This window comes from Paenibacillus sp. Soil522, from assembly GCF_001428245.1.
In the GTDB taxonomy this organism is placed as follows: Bacteria; Bacillota; Bacilli; order Paenibacillales; family Paenibacillaceae; genus Pristimantibacillus.
This window is the reverse complement of the sequence record NZ_LMRV01000077.1, coordinates 233,715-247,858: the sequence shown is the minus strand read 5'-3', so window position 1 is coordinate 247,858 and position 14,144 is coordinate 233,715. Positions and strand designations below refer to the sequence as shown.

General features: G+C 48.4%; 16 protein-coding genes and 1 rRNA gene. 1 reads left to right on the top strand and 16 read right to left on the bottom strand.

The features are described from left to right. Together ASG81_RS24605 and ASG81_RS24600 are read right to left on the bottom strand one after the other, a co-directional pair. Positions 1 to 63 (bottom strand): 16S ribosomal RNA (locus ASG81_RS24605); the annotation flags it as partial. A gap of 377 nt (positions 64 to 440) precedes the next feature. Further along, positions 441 to 1,325, bottom strand: coding sequence for a nucleotidyltransferase-like protein (locus ASG81_RS24600; RefSeq protein ID WP_056640641.1), 885 nt, complete (start codon positions 1,323 to 1,325; stop codon positions 441 to 443). A 154-nt stretch (positions 1,326 to 1,479) separates the two neighbouring features. On the opposite strand from ASG81_RS24600, the gene ASG81_RS24595 reads away from it, so the two are divergent. Then, positions 1,480 to 1,839 carry a YgzB family protein gene (locus tag ASG81_RS24595; RefSeq protein WP_056640638.1) on the top strand — a complete coding sequence of 120 codons (360 nt, stop codon included), beginning with the start codon at positions 1,480 to 1,482 and terminating at the stop codon, positions 1,837 to 1,839. Positions 1,840 to 2,014: 175 nt separating this feature from the next. Here ASG81_RS24595 and ASG81_RS24590 read toward each other — a convergent pair whose 3' ends face one another. From ASG81_RS24590 to sigY, 14 genes are all read right to left on the bottom strand, one after another. After that, positions 2,015 to 3,739, bottom strand: a complete 1,725-nt coding sequence (locus tag ASG81_RS24590) for a glycosyl hydrolase family 18 protein (RefSeq protein WP_235549014.1) — start codon at positions 3,737 to 3,739, stop codon at positions 2,015 to 2,017. A gap of 116 nt (positions 3,740 to 3,855) precedes the next feature. Then, positions 3,856 to 4,290: a peroxide-responsive transcriptional repressor PerR gene (gene perR / locus ASG81_RS24585; protein ID WP_056640627.1), complete on the bottom strand. Its 435-nt coding sequence runs from the start codon at positions 4,288 to 4,290 to the stop codon at positions 3,856 to 3,858. Between the two features lie 75 nt (positions 4,291 to 4,365). Further along, on the bottom strand, positions 4,366 to 6,282 hold the full coding sequence (locus ASG81_RS24580) for a DUF4097 family beta strand repeat-containing protein (RefSeq protein ID WP_056640624.1): 1,917 nt from the start codon (positions 6,280 to 6,282) through the stop codon (positions 4,366 to 4,368). After that, a complete protein-coding gene (locus tag ASG81_RS24575) occupies positions 6,264 to 6,980 on the bottom strand; it encodes an MgtC/SapB family protein (RefSeq protein WP_056640620.1) in 717 nt (238 codons plus the stop codon). The genes ASG81_RS24580 and ASG81_RS24575 overlap by 19 nt, the downstream gene beginning before the upstream one ends. A 146-nt stretch (positions 6,981 to 7,126) precedes the next feature. Beyond that, entirely contained in the window at positions 7,127 to 8,566 is a 1,440-nt protein-coding gene (gene gatB, locus ASG81_RS24570; RefSeq protein ID WP_056640617.1) for an Asp-tRNA(Asn)/Glu-tRNA(Gln) amidotransferase subunit GatB, read from the bottom strand. A 36-nt stretch (positions 8,567 to 8,602) separates the two neighbouring features. Continuing rightward, a complete protein-coding gene (gene gatA / locus ASG81_RS24565) occupies positions 8,603 to 10,060 on the bottom strand; it encodes an Asp-tRNA(Asn)/Glu-tRNA(Gln) amidotransferase subunit GatA (RefSeq protein WP_056640614.1) in 1,458 nt (485 codons plus the stop codon). Positions 10,061 to 10,095: 35 nt separating this feature from the next. Beyond that, positions 10,096 to 10,383, bottom strand: coding sequence for an Asp-tRNA(Asn)/Glu-tRNA(Gln) amidotransferase subunit GatC (gene gatC, locus ASG81_RS24560; protein WP_056640611.1), 288 nt, complete (start codon positions 10,381 to 10,383; stop codon positions 10,096 to 10,098). A 162-nt stretch (positions 10,384 to 10,545) separates the two neighbouring features. Continuing rightward, the gene (locus ASG81_RS24555) at positions 10,546 to 10,929 is read right to left on the bottom strand and encodes a hypothetical protein (protein ID WP_056640607.1); all 384 of its coding nucleotides are present in this window, start codon (positions 10,927 to 10,929) and stop codon (positions 10,546 to 10,548) included. Between the two features lie 103 nt (positions 10,930 to 11,032). Next, positions 11,033 to 11,878, bottom strand: coding sequence for an ABC transporter permease (locus ASG81_RS24550; RefSeq protein ID WP_056640606.1), 846 nt, complete (start codon positions 11,876 to 11,878; stop codon positions 11,033 to 11,035). Further along, positions 11,875 to 12,825, bottom strand: a complete 951-nt coding sequence (locus ASG81_RS24545; RefSeq protein WP_056640605.1) for an ABC transporter ATP-binding protein — start codon at positions 12,823 to 12,825, stop codon at positions 11,875 to 11,877. Before ASG81_RS24545 ends, ASG81_RS24550 begins: the two co-directional genes overlap by 4 nt. Then, positions 12,825 to 13,031, bottom strand: a complete 207-nt coding sequence (locus ASG81_RS24540; RefSeq protein ID WP_081417564.1) for a PLD nuclease N-terminal domain-containing protein — start codon at positions 13,029 to 13,031, stop codon at positions 12,825 to 12,827. Before ASG81_RS24540 ends, ASG81_RS24545 begins: the two co-directional genes overlap by 1 nt. Positions 13,032 to 13,069: 38 nt before the next feature. Then, positions 13,070 to 13,291 carry a hypothetical protein gene (locus ASG81_RS24535; RefSeq protein WP_056640603.1) on the bottom strand — a complete coding sequence of 74 codons (222 nt, stop codon included), beginning with the start codon at positions 13,289 to 13,291 and terminating at the stop codon, positions 13,070 to 13,072. Continuing rightward, positions 13,279 to 13,617, bottom strand: a complete 339-nt coding sequence (locus ASG81_RS24530) for a YxlC family protein (protein WP_056640601.1) — start codon at positions 13,615 to 13,617, stop codon at positions 13,279 to 13,281. Before ASG81_RS24530 ends, ASG81_RS24535 begins: the two co-directional genes overlap by 13 nt. Continuing rightward, on the bottom strand, positions 13,604 to 14,137 hold the full coding sequence (sigY, locus tag ASG81_RS24525; protein ID WP_056640600.1) for an RNA polymerase sigma factor SigY: 534 nt from the start codon (positions 14,135 to 14,137) through the stop codon (positions 13,604 to 13,606). The genes ASG81_RS24530 and sigY overlap by 14 nt, the downstream gene beginning before the upstream one ends. Positions 14,138 to 14,144 lie beyond the last annotated feature (7 nt).

Here is a 14,144-nt window from a genome sequence, read left to right as displayed (position 1 = left end):
GACTTGCATGTATTAGGCACGCCGCCAGCGTTCGTCCTGAGCCAGGATCAAACTCTCCAAATTGGTGTTTGACTTGCTCATTACTTGTTATCGCTTTTTTCGCTCATCCCGAAGGATTTGCGAGGCAGTTATTACTCGTTGTTCAGTTTTCAAAGAGCAATCTTTTCTTTCGTGTCGACCGCGTATTTCGTATCGGCGACTTTTATAATATATCACATTCGCCCATCTCTTTGCAAGTACTTTTTTCGTTGTTCGACATTTTTTTTAAATTGTCGTTTTCGCGAATGTGCTTGCTGTAAAAGCGGCGAGTATTAATATATCATCTGGCGTTCGTTGAAGTCAAGCATGATTTTCGGTAATTTTTATTCAATAAAAAAACGCTTCTTTGCCATTATAAATACAGGCAACCAAGCGCTTTGTTCTTATATATACTATTGTTATTAGCTTAATGTATTATTCATCATGTAGCGCAATTCAAGAGCGCCTATATCTCCCAATTCATGCATAACAGCAACCTCGCGAATGTACTCCCGCTTCACCAGCTTTTGCAAAACAAGAGACAAATCGACATGTAATACATTTATGGAGGAATGCGACTGCAGCTCAGCTATACTCCATGGCTCCTCGCGGCTTCCGAGTATTTTAAATAATAAAGCGCAGCTTGTTTTCATTTTGCTCATTACAGAGAACTCGCAGCCGAGCATAACTAATTGCACTCTTTGCTCCAGTGTTTCCGGACTTACGGTAAGCTCCTCATAAAGCTTGTATATTCCCGGGTGAACCCGCTTCAGCTGCTTCCACACCGTGAGCTCCGGATGACGTCCTTCTTCTATAAGAACAATATGAGCCCAATGATGCAGCGCCGTTAGCACATGACTGTATGCATCCAACAAATTGCCATCCAATAGATCCTGCTTCGCTTGCAAATAAGTTCTTAAAAAACCGGCAAACTCCGTAAACTGCTTCTGCTCCCGCATTGTTTCGGGAAACTGGAGCAGTCGTTCACGTACACTACTTAAATAGCCGTCGCGATCCACCAAGATCTCCCCCCGAACTAGCCACTCAATAATATTACGATTTTCTCCACCGGCCAACCATTCATTCAAGCTTATAGAATCAATTGTACGAATCATTACCCGCTGTCCTGAGAGTTGGACATGCTCCATCTCATTGCGGGCCTTCTCACCCTCCGCTATGACGAGTACTAATGAATCTAATCCATCAATTAACGGATTATATGGATATAGGTTTTCAATAACAGCCAAACCGACTACATCTGGTTCGTCTCGATAGCTGTCTGCGAAGTGTGCTTTTATATGTTCCACGGGTTCCTCCATATAGCTAATCACATTTTATTACGCTATAATAAAAATCTACAGTTTTATTCTTTTTCGACAGGCTAGAGGCACTTTCCTGCTTACTAACTTAGAAAACAGTCTCAAATTCATAAGTCATTAGTCATAGGAAGGGTTTGAATGCATGAAAAACTTCTTTTTTAAGTCCGCCAAAATTAATGAATTCCGTCTCTGGGGGCTCGTTTTCACCTTGGTCGGTATGGGTGTAATGATACTCGGTACAGCGGGCATCGTATTCTGGGGACAAGCCGGCAAGATTATCGCTGCAATCTTCATGGTAATCGGCATGATCTCCTTGCTCATCAGTGTAGCCGTCTATTTCTGGGCCGGCATGATGTCGACGAGCGCCACGATGCTGCCTTGTCCTGAATGCGGACGTCAAACCAAAATGCTTGGAAAAACCGATCGCTGCATGTACTGCAAAACGATGCTTACGCTGGATCCTGCCCAAGCGACGCATAGTCCGTCTGAACAGCAAGTTTAACAAACGAAGCGTAACGGCTTTAGCCGTCCCTTGACGGCTAAAGCCTATTACGCAATGAAATATAAGCCCGCTTCTAGAAGCATTACTAATAAATTCTTATATTTCAAACAGAAACGCCTCCTTTGCAAAGGAGGCGTTTCTGTTTGAAATAAGCTAAATCGCTATTATAAATAAATTATGGCCTAGTCTTAATGGCTTTGTCGATCGTTTCCCAAATGGATGCCGTTTGGAAAGATCGCTGCCACGTCGCAGCACCTGCTAAATCATACTTGCGAATAAGCGCGACTCGAGCCTTCATGGATACATCATCCTCTATCCAAATACGGTTCATTGCGCCGCCTTCCTTATATTCCACGTAATGTTGACCAGCCGCTTTGTCAAGAACCGGCTTTAGCTTTTTCACGCTAATCAATTCCTTAACTTGCTCCATACCGGCCGCTTTCGAAGAGACTGCTATTTTGCCGTCTACGCCCTTCTTCTCCGTCCATATTCGAGTATAGAGCGGCATGCTAAGAATAAGCTTGCTTGGAGGAACACCATCCTCCTTCATAATACGAACGAGCGAGTTCTCCGTCCAAGGCAAGGAAGCGACTGAGCCCGACTTCGGGCTCGACGCCCAATGCTCGTCATAGGCCATTACCATCAAATAATCGGCTATCCTGCCTAACGCTGCTCGATCAAGAAACAGTGACCACATTTCACTATTCGATTTCGGGGTTACATCAATCGACACAACCAAGCCTTGCTCATGAAGAAGCGGCGTCAGTTCACGAACAAACTGCACAAAGTTGGCCTTATCGGAGGTATGCACATTTTCAAAATCGATATTAATCCCCTGCAAATCATAAACTTCGGCAAAAGCAATTAGCTGCTGTATCATAAAAAATCTTGTCTCCACGGTTGCTAATGCTTTTGTCGTGCGGTCCGGCTCAAAATCATTGCTGAACAGCGCCCAAATTTGCATGCCTTGCTGATGCGCCCATTTCACGTATGCAGAATCAGCCTTGCCTTTAATCGTCCCTTTATCATCTGCCAATGCAAACCATGTTGGGCTAACTACATTCACACCCTGCATGGGGCCGATCTTGGAGGTATCGATTTTCCGATCGTAAACAGCTTCCCATGTCATATTAATTTTGCTGCCAAGCACCTTCCAAGGAATGAAAGCAGGCTCAAGCGCTGGCTCGGACATTTGATCAATCGTCGTCAGCTTCACGTCTTTTTTGTTAATGAAGCCAGTCAGCCCGCTGCTGCTTTGAACAAGCAGCCATCCATCCTGCTCCTTCCAAATTCTAACCGTTGCCGCTTGAGGCACCTTCTCTACATAGGGCGCTCGAATGGTCGGCTCGTTTCGAATGGCTGCGCCCTTCTTAGGTGCTGCCTCGGCCAGTTGGACCGCATCTCCCGCTGATAGCAGCGTTACGACACCCGTCTTCTCTACAAATTCCACATGTAAGCCGTATAGCTCCTGCAATGGCTCTGCCGGAATATAGACGGTCCCGTTAGATGTTTCTGCGGCAATCGTTAATTGATAAGGCTTTTGATTAATCGTTGCCGTTAATGAGTCCGTCTTCAGATGAAGCAACTTGCCCGCTGTAGTTAAAATAATTGAGCCAGAATCCGGCTCATACCGGATAGGCTTGTCCTCGCCAAGCACTTGCTGCACCGCGGAAAGAGGCAGCTTTACTTCTTTATTCTCAATGAGGGCCCCTTGCCCTGTCTCTATACCTTGAATGATGACCGGGTATTCGAAATGATAACCGGGTTCTACCATTTCACTATTCGGAATAAAACGCATATACCCGTACCAGCAAAAAGCTGTTACTACCCCCACAATAAAGAAAAAAAACAAGCTCCGAGCACCTCGGCTGTCTCTTCGGCGTGGCGCCCGGTTGTACATCGTTTCCAAGTCATCACTCTCCTGTTCGGTATCTTATGACCATAAAATGGCAATAATAAAAACGTGCAGATTAGCGTTCATCGCTTCCCGGCACGTTCCTATAGGCTTGACGCCAATTATTTCGCTGATTTGGTATTGCAAGTGGAGCAAATACCGTATATTTCCATCCGGTGACCTTCAACCACAAACCCTGTCACGCGAGATGCAACACGCTCAACCTCAAGCAGAGGCGGATAATCAAAGTCGACGATTGAACCGCAATTTTTGCAAATGGCATGATAATGATCAGATAAATCCGAATCAAACCGGCTTGAATCATCACCATAAGTCAGCTCACGCACTAATCCAGCTTCTACAAATAAACGCAGATTGTTATATATGGTAGCTACGCTCATGCTCGGATATACGGGAGAGAGCGCTTTATAAATTTCATCTGCAGTCGGATGAGACATCGAGTCCATCAAGTAGCTTAATATGGCGTGACGTTGCGGGGTCATTCGGACGCCATTCATCTTCAGTTGCTCCAATGCTAAGTTAACGCTGGCTCCCATTCCCCTCACGCCCTTCCTAAGTAGTTACGACTATTGTACGTTCTCATTTGCGAGTTTGTCAATGAAAGCGCCTTTTTAGGATAGCCCAAATTGTCTGATCGCAATGCTGTTGGTGGCGTTAATTTGGATCCGGTAAGTGCCTTCGCCCAATGTGCCTCTTATCGTTTTTTTACTTACCTCAAGAGGCAGCTCGGTCGTAATATTACCGAAAGTTACCGATCCGTAGACCGTGAAATGTCCATCCTTTGGCATGGCAAGCTTAATCTCTCCGACGGAGCTGTCCAAATCCCAATCACCGCCAACCTCGGCGCTGCTTAGCTCAATACTGCCGTTAAGGGTATCCGCTTTTACAGAAGCGCCTGCACCGTCCATTTTGATTTTTCCGTTTTTCGTTTCGGCTTCAATGTCGCCTTCAATCTTCTTGATTTCCAAGCTTCCATTGAGCGTATTGGCAAAAAGCTTCCCTTGAATCGACGCAGCCGTAATCGTACCGTTCTTCGTTTCAAGACTGCTGTCTCCAGTTATGCCATTCACATTTATACCGCCATTGTTACCTTTGACGGAAACCGGGCCATTAATGTTGCTTACGGCAATTAATCCGCTATTGCTTCGAATATCGAGGCCTCCCGGCAGCGTTAGGGACTTGATCTCAACAGAACCATTTCCTGATTCCACTTTCAGCTTCAAAGCCGATTTCGGTTCTTCCTCGGTTTCTGGCGTTTGCTCTGACATATCGTTTGGGCTTGTATCCGGTTCGCCAGGCGCTTCCGTCGCCATCTGCATGCTCGAATCGACCGGAGTTCCAGTTGTGTTTGATTTTTCCAATTCGGCAGCGCTTTCCAAGGACAAGGGGGATGATGCTGGCGCCTCTTCCACTTCCAGCTGATCAGACAGCGACATTGGCACCGTAACGATCATATTCATTCTCGGCTTCCTGCTCCCGTTAGCTCCATATGATTGCCCTTTAGCCTCAAGCGTCATCTCTGACCCTGGATTAATTTTAACCGTGGATTTCTCAGCTACGGCATCGGCTTCCGATTTATCGGCTAAATCAACCCATACCGCTGTCAAAAGCTCGATCTCCTGCACATCGCCCGAACGAACGGTTACTTGTCCATTCGGATTTACGATGCGAATAAGCGAAGCCTCTTCATCCAGCGGAACTTTAATGATTGCCTTGTCGTAGCGGAAGCCCTTCTCTTCGCCATATTCTGCAGGCCCGTTAAGATCAACGTTAAATTGATCCAACCAGCGAAAAGGAATATCGGCGTATTGTGTTACGACATATGCAGTCAGCGTAATCGCTAACGCAATCATTCCGCCTCCGACGTCAAGTCTCAGCTTCTTTTCCATTCCCTTAAACTTTACGCTAAACAATATAATTTCAAGGCCTAATAATATAAATATGACCGGCCACCATTGTCCAAGTAGTGAAATATCATTCTTTCCTTGAATTTGGTCCCACAGAAGCAATGCCCCCACGGTTAGGACAAGCGCAGCTGCCGTAAAACGTCCTAGCTTAAACATAGATACCGACCCTTTCCGTGAACGTAACAGCAACGTAATTGAAGCAATTATTAAAACTGGGCCCACACACAGCTCCTCAAGCTCATTCATCCAAGGCAAAATCGCTTCGGGAGGCTTTACTAAAATAAGCATAAAGCTTCCCGCCGTTAAAAGTAAAATACCATGCATGCGACTTAATGCAACTGGGCTATGATCTTCCGCTTCCGCGCTCTGCAAGGAATCAAACACACTAATAAAGTAAAAGACTGGCAGCATGATCCCTAAATAAACGATAAGCAGCAAATGGCTGCCTCCATCCGAATCGGCCAGCCGAACAATAGCCGTTAAATCCAGCAAGAAGGCGGCAATTAGCAGCAAGCCCTTCGGATGCTGTCCTGTATACATATGACCTGCTCCTGGCAAAGCAAACGCAAATAATACGGTGAGCAGCCTGTTTTTCGTTCGTTTTATTCTGAGCTGACCCAACGTACACCCTCCAAATGCTTTATTTTGTCAAGCAGCATAAGAAGCGCTTCCGATTTCGGCAAGGTAATATAGACCTGCAGCATAATTTGGTCTCCTTCTCCCTCGCCCTCGCCCTCGCACTCCTCCAGCAGTATTTTCCGAATGACGATTTTATGCTCCGTCAGCAATCCATTTATATCAAGCAAAGCTTGAGAGAGATCATCGGCTTTTATTTTGAGCAGATGCGCTCTCTTTGTGCTTATATACCTTTTCTCCAGCTTATTGAAAGCCCATAGCGTAACCAGTACCATAATTGTCGCTGTTGCCGAGGCGAAATAGAAGCCCGCTCCGACAGCCAATCCAATAGCGGACACTACCCAGAGCGACGCTGCTGTCGTTAAGCCTGTTATCGATTTTCCTGTAAATAAAATCGTGCCGGCGCCGAGAAAGCCAATGCCGGTAATGACCGCCGCGGCTAGACGAGCAGGGTCTACCCTTACGTTCGGCTCATCAACAAAAGCAGAAAAGCCGTACATGGAGAGGAGCATTAGCAAGCAAGAGCCTAAGCAGACCAAAATATTTGTTCTTAGTCCTGCCGCATGATTCGACTGCTCACGCTCGAACCCTACGAGACCGCCTAGCAGCAGGGCGAGGAGAAGCCTCAGTAAAATGTGCATTTCACTGATATACCAAGGATTATGAACTGTATTCAACACCATACGCGATCCCGACCTTTCTCTACACGCTATTGTAACATAAATATATGCGGCAATTGGAGCATACAGGTCACATGTCCATAGCATTAGTCAAAAAGAAAGACGCGGCTCATCATGGCGATGAGCCGCGTCTTAACATGCAGCTGTATTTATTTTAGCCGCTCAACAAGCAGCTTATTCGCAAGTGCAGGATTTGCTTTTCCTTTGGATGCTTTCATGACTTGTCCAACCAGGAAGCCGATCGCTTTTTCTTTGCCCGCTCTATAATCCTCGACCGATTGCGGATTCGCTTCTACGATCTCATTTACAATCGATTGAATCGCGCCTTCGTCGCTAATTTGAACGAGGCCCTGCTCCTCAACGATTTGCTGCGGCAGCTTACCTGTTTCCAGCATCGCTTTGAATACGGTCTTGGCAATTTTTCCGTTGATCGTCCCTTTCTCAAGCAGGCCGATCATTTCGCCAAGCCCTTGTCCGGTTATTTTCACATCGGAAATTTCTTGGCCGTTCGCATTCAAATAACCAAGGAGATCGCCCATGATCCAGTTCGAAACGGCTTTGGCATCCTTCGTATAGGAAAGGCTTTCCTCGAAAAAGTCCGCAAGCTCCTTGGATGAAGTGATAACCTCAGCATCATAAGAAGGCAGGCTGTATTCAGATGTATATCTTGCTTTGCGGGCATCCGGCAATTCTGGAATCGTAGCTCGGATGCTTTGCTTCCATTCTTCGCTAATATGAAGCGAAACGAGATCCGGGTCCGGGAAGTAGCGGTAATCATGAGCTTCTTCCTTGCCGCGCATAGAGAAGGATTTGCCAAGCGCATCGTCGAAACGACGTGTCTCTTGAACCACTTCGCCGCCGCTGTCAAGAATTTCAGCTTGGCGGAATTGCTCATACTCAAGGCCGCGCTGAACGCCGCGGAAGGAGTTCATGTTTTTGAGCTCGGCACGCGTACCGAATTCCTTCTGTCCGTAAGGACGCAAGCTGATGTTCGCATCACAGCGCAAGCTTCCTTCTTCCATCTTCACGTCAGAAACGTCGCAATACTGCATAATCGCTTTGATTTTCTCCAAATAAGCCTTCGCTTCCTCAGGAGTGCGAATATCCGGCTCGGATACGATCTCGATAAGCGGCGTACCGACACGGTTAAAATCGACAAGAGATGCATATCCGCCGTCAACGTGAGTCAGCTTGCCCGCATCCTCTTCAAGATGCAGCCTTGTAATGCCGATTCGCTTCGACTCGCCATTCACCTCGATTTCGATCCAGCCGTGCTCGCCGACCGGTTGGTCGAATTGCGAAATTTGGTACGCCTTAGGTGAATCCGGGTAAAAGTAGTTTTTACGGTCAAACTTGCTGATGTCGGCAATTTGACAGTTGAGTGCCATTGCCGCCTTCATTGCGTATTCAACCGCTTGGCGGTTCAATACCGGCAAAACGCCGGGATGTCCAAGACATACTGGACAGGTATGGGTGTTCGGCGGCGCGCCGAAAGCCGTAGAGCAGCCGCAAAAGATTTTACTATTCGTATGCAGCTCCACATGGACTTCCAGCCCGACAACCGTCTCGTATTTGTTCGGTTCAGACATTCGTATCGATCCCTTCGTAAACGTATATAGATCCGCTTATAGCTGCGGACGTTGTTTATGATGCTCCGTGTGCTGCTCGAACGCATGAGCGGCGCGCAGCACCGTCGATTCGTCGAACGCTTTCCCGATAATTTGCAGGCCGATCGGCAAGCCATCAGCAGAACCGCACGGAACGCTTATGGCAGGAACACCCGCCAAGCTAACCGGTATCGTACAAATATCGTTTAAATACATCGTCAACGGATCGCCAACCTGCTCCCCGATTCGGAAAGCCGGTGTCGGGGCCGTTGGTCCGATGATAAGATCATATTCATTAAACACTTGGTCAAAATCCTGCTTAATAAGCGTGCGCACCTTCTGTGCCTTCAAATAGTAAGCATCGTAGTATCCGGAGCTAAGCGCATAAGTACCGAGCATAATGCGGCGTTTTACTTCAGGACCAAAGCCTTCGCTGCGTGACTTCTTATACAAATCGATCAGATTCGATGGATTGTCCGCTCGAACGCCATAGCGTACGCCATCAAATCGGGCCAGGTTCGAAGAAGCTTCCGATGAAGCCAGCAGGTAGTAAGTAGCGATCGCATATTCGGTATGCGGAAGCGATACTTCCTCCCATGTCGCGCCAAGCGATTCGTACACGGCTAAAGCCTTAAGCACCGCTTCCTTCACACGCGGATCGATGCCCTCACCAAGGTATTCCTTCGGCACGCCGATGCGCAAGCCCTTGACATCCCCCGTCAAAGCGGAGGTATAGTCCGGAATGTCCACATTGGCGGAGGTAGAGTCGCTTGCATCATAGCCGGCAATGGCTTGCAGCACATAAGCGGAGTCTTCCACATTTTTGGTTAGCGGGCCGATTTGGTCCAGAGACGATGCGAAAGCAACGAGCCCAAAGCGTGAAACAAGGCCATAAGTCGGCTTCAAGCCGACGATGCCGCAGTACGCTGCGGGCTGACGAATCGAGCCGCCCGTGTCGGAACCTAGCGAGAAGTATACCTGCCCTGCAGCAACAGACGCCGCCGAGCCGCCGCTTGAGCCGCCAGGCACGTACTCTGTATTCCATGGATTGCGTGTTGGAAAGTAGCTCGAGTTTTCATTCGAACCGCCCATTGCGAATTCATCCATATTCAGCTTGCCGATCGTTACCGATTGTGCAGCCTTTAGCTTGCGAACGGCGGATGCGTCATAAATCGGATTGTGATTGCTTAAGAACTGGCTCGCACAGGTCGTCAGCAAGCCTTCCGTAACAATGTTATCCTTAATGCCCGCCGGCAGTCCAAACAGCAGACCGCGTTCGCCGCCTTCTTGCAATTGCTTGTCCAGCTCGGAAGCCTGCAAGCGTGCATTCTCTTCATTTAATGTAATAAAAGCCTGGATAGCAGGCTCGGTTTCCGCAATTCTCGCATATGATGCGCTAACCAGCTCAGAAACGGATAGTTCCTTATTGTTAAGCTTGTTATGTACATCCTGCAGGCGCAAATCAAACAGTGCCAACAGTAGTTCCTCCCTTCAATTAAACCCCATTCTTATTATTCAAGCACCGCTGGTACTTTAAATTGTCCATCCTCTTCATCAGGCGCGTTCAGCAGCACCTTCTCGATTGGCAGCGACGGGCGTTTCTCATCCGCACGCATGACGTTCGTGATTGGCAGCACATGGCTGGTCGGCTCGACATTTTCCGTATCCAAGCCGTTAAGCTTTTCCGCATATTTCAAAATAGCATTGAGCTGGTCCGTAAACTGATCCTTCTCCGAATCGGAAAGCTCTAACCGCGCCAGTCTGGCGACATGCTCTACATCCTTGGGCGTAATGCTCATCTGGTATTCTTCCTTTCCTATTCCTTTAATCATTCTTCCTATTATATCTCACTTGTAGGGCGAACATCAATGTAAACGGCAAGTTGCCTTTCACGCAAAAAAAAGACTGTCCCGAAGTCAGCAAAGTGACATACAGAACAGTCTGCTATACGCGGCTGTGGATTAAATCCAAGCCTTTAAATTAACTTGACGAATAAAGTCCGCTGGACTGAGTGGTTCCTTGCCCGTATTTTCCGGCTCCGGTTCAGGCTCATCCCCGCCGTTCATAATGCGTTTAAACAATTCCTCGTTGTGCGTAGCCAGCGCAAAATCGATAAGCGCCTCCCGCTCAATGCGGTCAACTTCATCATGAATAAGCACTTCTTCAAGCTCCACGTCTTCATCGGGAATAAGAAAGTTCCGGTTGGCCGAAGGGACTCTCAGCACATAATCAAATACATTATCCGCATTACGGTCGTACGCTATTATATAACCATAATCCCCGATGGGAAGGTTTTGTTCATATTGGTCAGCCACTATGACGACCTTTGTGCCTAGTTGTAGCATCGTCCTCAACTCCTGTTTCTTCGCCGCTGATTCTTTCACTTCTATCCTACTAAAAAATAATAGCGGTGTCCAATCGAAGAGAGAGTTAATAGAGTACATTTTTTTAATCGACAGCCGAACTTCTGCGAAGCACCCCTGCGGATATCGTTATAGCCGCTGCAATGCATACAAATGCCGATGTTACCGACCATCCGAATCGGCCGCCATTTACGATCCCCGCGGCAGCAGATTGATAAGCAAAACCGCTAAGCGCACCAGGGCTCCACCCAAGAAGCTTAGGGAAAAGGCCTGCCAGCAAGGACAGCGCGACGGCACCGCTAAGCGTCGAAAAGGCAGCCGCGGCAGGGCTTCGGAGCAGCGCGCTGAAAAGTATCGTTACCGATATCACAAAGGACAGCCATAAGCCCATAACGAGAAGGCTGCTAATTACCTTCGCGAGCGGTACTTCTCCGAATAACAGACCCGTATAATACCAGGAAGCGAAATAGCCGGCGGTGAGCGAGCCCCAAGTGAGCAGCAGCATAGCGGTCCATTTGGAACCGATAAAGGCTAGCACTGAAATCGGCTTCACGAGGATGAGCGATGCCGTACCGTTATTGCGCTCGCCCGATACCGTGCCCATACATACGAGCACAAGAACAAGAACGCCAAGCGTGCCGAATTGCTGCAGCGTTTGCGCCAGCACCTCGGAGCCCAGCGGCTTTGGAATGTCAATAACCGTACCTTCCGGCAAGCTGCCTGCCTGCTCAAGGAAAACCGGCATGAAATAAGAGGAAACCGGCTGCATAATGCCCAGCAATAAGTAGACAAGCGGTACCCAAAACAGCTTATGGCTGCGAACAAGCTCAAGAAGCTCCTTTTGAACCATAACGATGAACCGGGTAAAGCTTGATGAAGCAGCCCCTTTATCTGCTATGAGATGTGATCGTCCCAAAGCTTTGATGCTCATGCGGTCACCACCTTCATAAATAAATCCTCTAATGACGTATGGCCGATTTCCAGTCTGCTCACCTTTACTTGCGACCTTGTCAGCTCCTCCAGCAGTTTCCTTCTTGCTGCGTCCACTTCATTTACGGTAAACCGGGCAACCCCATTCTGCAGCTGGACATCATGAAATAAGCCATCGCTTTTTCCAGCATTCATGGAAGGAAGGATTCGCTCCATATAAGCGGTTAGCCAGCGTTCGGAATGATCGTCCCTTTCAAGCTGAAGCTCGATGATCGGCTTGCGATGCTCGCTCCTAATGGCCTCAATCGCCCCTTGCAGTGCGATTTTCCCATTTAGAATAATAATAACGTCATCGCACAGCTCTTCCGCATCATGCAGAACATGAGTCGAGAACAGCACCGTCGCCTCCTGCTTCAGCTCGCGCAGCAGCCCAAGCACCTCTCTGCGTCCAAGCGGATCAAGCGCAGACACCGGCTCATCCATGACAAGCAGCCTTGGGTGATGCACAAGCGCTTGAGCTAGACCAAGCCGCTGCTTCATCCCGCCTGAATAGGAGCTTATTCGTCTCTGGGAAGCGCTGGAAATGCCTACCCGCTCCAACAGCTCCTTTGCGCGTATTTTAGCAGCGGCGGCGCTTAGCCCGCATAATCTTCCCGCGTAAACGACATATTCGTTTCCCGTCATCCAAGGATAGAACGAAGGGGACTGGGGCAAGTAGCCGATCAACGCCCGATGATTGCCTGCTTGGGCAGAGTCCAAAAAATCCATTTGACCCGCAGTCTGTTTCAGCAGCCCCGTAATCATCCGAATCGTCGTCGTCTTTCCTGCTCCGTTAGGTCCCAGCAGCGCAACACAGTGGCCTTCGGTTATCGAAAAGTCGATGCCCGCTACCGCCTGAACCGAACCGAATGTTTTCGTTAAGCCCTTCACCTGAAGCAGCTCCGTCATCACTCGCTCCTCCTTCCGGCAATAAAGAAGGTAATAGGCCCAATAATATTCGCAAATAAAATAATGAGCACCCACATCCACTTTGGTCCTCGCGTGTTCTCCGCCTTTGCGCACAGTACCAGTGCGATCACCATCAATATCAACTGAATGACGATTACGGGCGCAACGATAGGCAAGATTTGCGACAGCTCGATTTGCTCGTTCATCAAAACAATCCCCTTTTTTTAACCAGAGTGTAAATGGTTTATTCCTTGCTCTTGCCGCCACTCCGCCGGAACCAGCCGCTTCGCACGAATATGAAATAAAAGAGAAGCGGCATCGGAAATTGGATCAATCCCCATAGGCCCCAAACCCAAGGCATGCTGTCCCTTTTGCGGGCATCGATAAACAGCCAAGTCGACTGTGTAACCAGAATAGCGATGAGCAGCACCCAAAACCAGACGGGTAACACCTTTAGCTCCTCCATGAGCGTACCCTCCTTCGGCCAAACGTCAAGCTGACGAATCCAACTCCGCCCGCTGCAATAACGGCTTGAAGGATAGCAAACCATATCCAATTCCGATCTATAATCCACAGCATCGAGCCGAAAATGAAGCATGCCGTTAACCAAAACAGCATGAGCTCCTTCCAAAGCTTTTTCTTCGTTTCATGCTTATGCGCCTGCACGAATCCCTCGAACTGCTGAAGCTCCGGAACATGCGGCGCATGAGCGGCATCAAAACGGGTCACAGCTTCTCCAAGCTGTTCATCGAACCATTGCTGATCGTTATAATCCTCTTTAGGCTTCTTCAAGTTCCGTTAGCTCCTTCCGCAGCTGCTTCAAGCCGTTATGCAGCCTTGATTTTACTGTACCTACCGGGATGTCCAGCATCGAGGAGATCTCCTCCTGCGCATAGCCGTAATAATACTTGAGCAGCACCGGGATTCGAATATCGCTGCTCAGCTGACCTAACGCTTGCAGCGCCTCCGGCCATTCATCTCCCCGCTGCAAGGTATCGTAGCGAATCGAATGCAGCGACTGCTCCTCCTGCAGCCAATGTTTTTCAAGCTCATTCCGGCGAACGCGGTCAACGACAAGTCTTGAAGCAATCGTAATGAGCCACGTCGAAAATTTAGCTTTGTTTTTGAACGTCGCTATTTTTTCAATCGCCTTCAGCATCGTCTCCTGCGTAATATCCTCCGCACGGGATTTGTTCATCGTCACCTTCAGCACATATTGATAAAGAAAAGTATAGTTGTGCCGCAGCAGCTCAGAGAGCGCTCGCGAATCGCCGCGTACCGCTTGCTTAATCAGCTTCGTCTCGTCAAGCACGAGCGCG

Coding starts and splice junctions, on each gene's coding strand:
- ASG81_RS24595 (WP_056640638.1), top strand. CDS start 1,480: ATGAAAAACTTCTTTTTTAAGTCCGCCAAAATTAATGAATTCCGTCTC.
- ASG81_RS24590 (WP_235549014.1), bottom strand. CDS start 3,739: ATGTACAACCGGGCGCCACGCCGAAGAGACAGCCGAGGTGCTCGGAGC.
- perR (WP_056640627.1), bottom strand. CDS start 4,290: ATGGGAGCCAGCGTTAACTTAGCATTGGAGCAACTGAAGATGAATGGC.
- ASG81_RS24575 (WP_056640620.1), bottom strand. CDS start 6,980: ATGGTGTTGAATACAGTTCATAATCCTTGGTATATCAGTGAAATGCAC.
- gatB (WP_056640617.1), bottom strand. CDS start 8,566: ATGTCTGAACCGAACAAATACGAGACGGTTGTCGGGCTGGAAGTCCAT.
- gatC (WP_056640611.1), bottom strand. CDS start 10,383: ATGAGCATTACGCCCAAGGATGTAGAGCATGTCGCCAGACTGGCGCGG.
- ASG81_RS24555 (WP_056640607.1), bottom strand. CDS start 10,929: ATGCTACAACTAGGCACAAAGGTCGTCATAGTGGCTGACCAATATGAA.
- ASG81_RS24550 (WP_056640606.1), bottom strand. CDS start 11,878: ATGAGCATCAAAGCTTTGGGACGATCACATCTCATAGCAGATAAAGGG.
- ASG81_RS24545 (WP_056640605.1), bottom strand. CDS start 12,825: ATGACGGAGCTGCTTCAGGTGAAGGGCTTAACGAAAACATTCGGTTCG.
- ASG81_RS24540 (WP_081417564.1), bottom strand. CDS start 13,031: ATGAACGAGCAAATCGAGCTGTCGCAAATCTTGCCTATCGTTGCGCCC.
- ASG81_RS24535 (WP_056640603.1), bottom strand. CDS start 13,291: ATGGAGGAGCTAAAGGTGTTACCCGTCTGGTTTTGGGTGCTGCTCATC.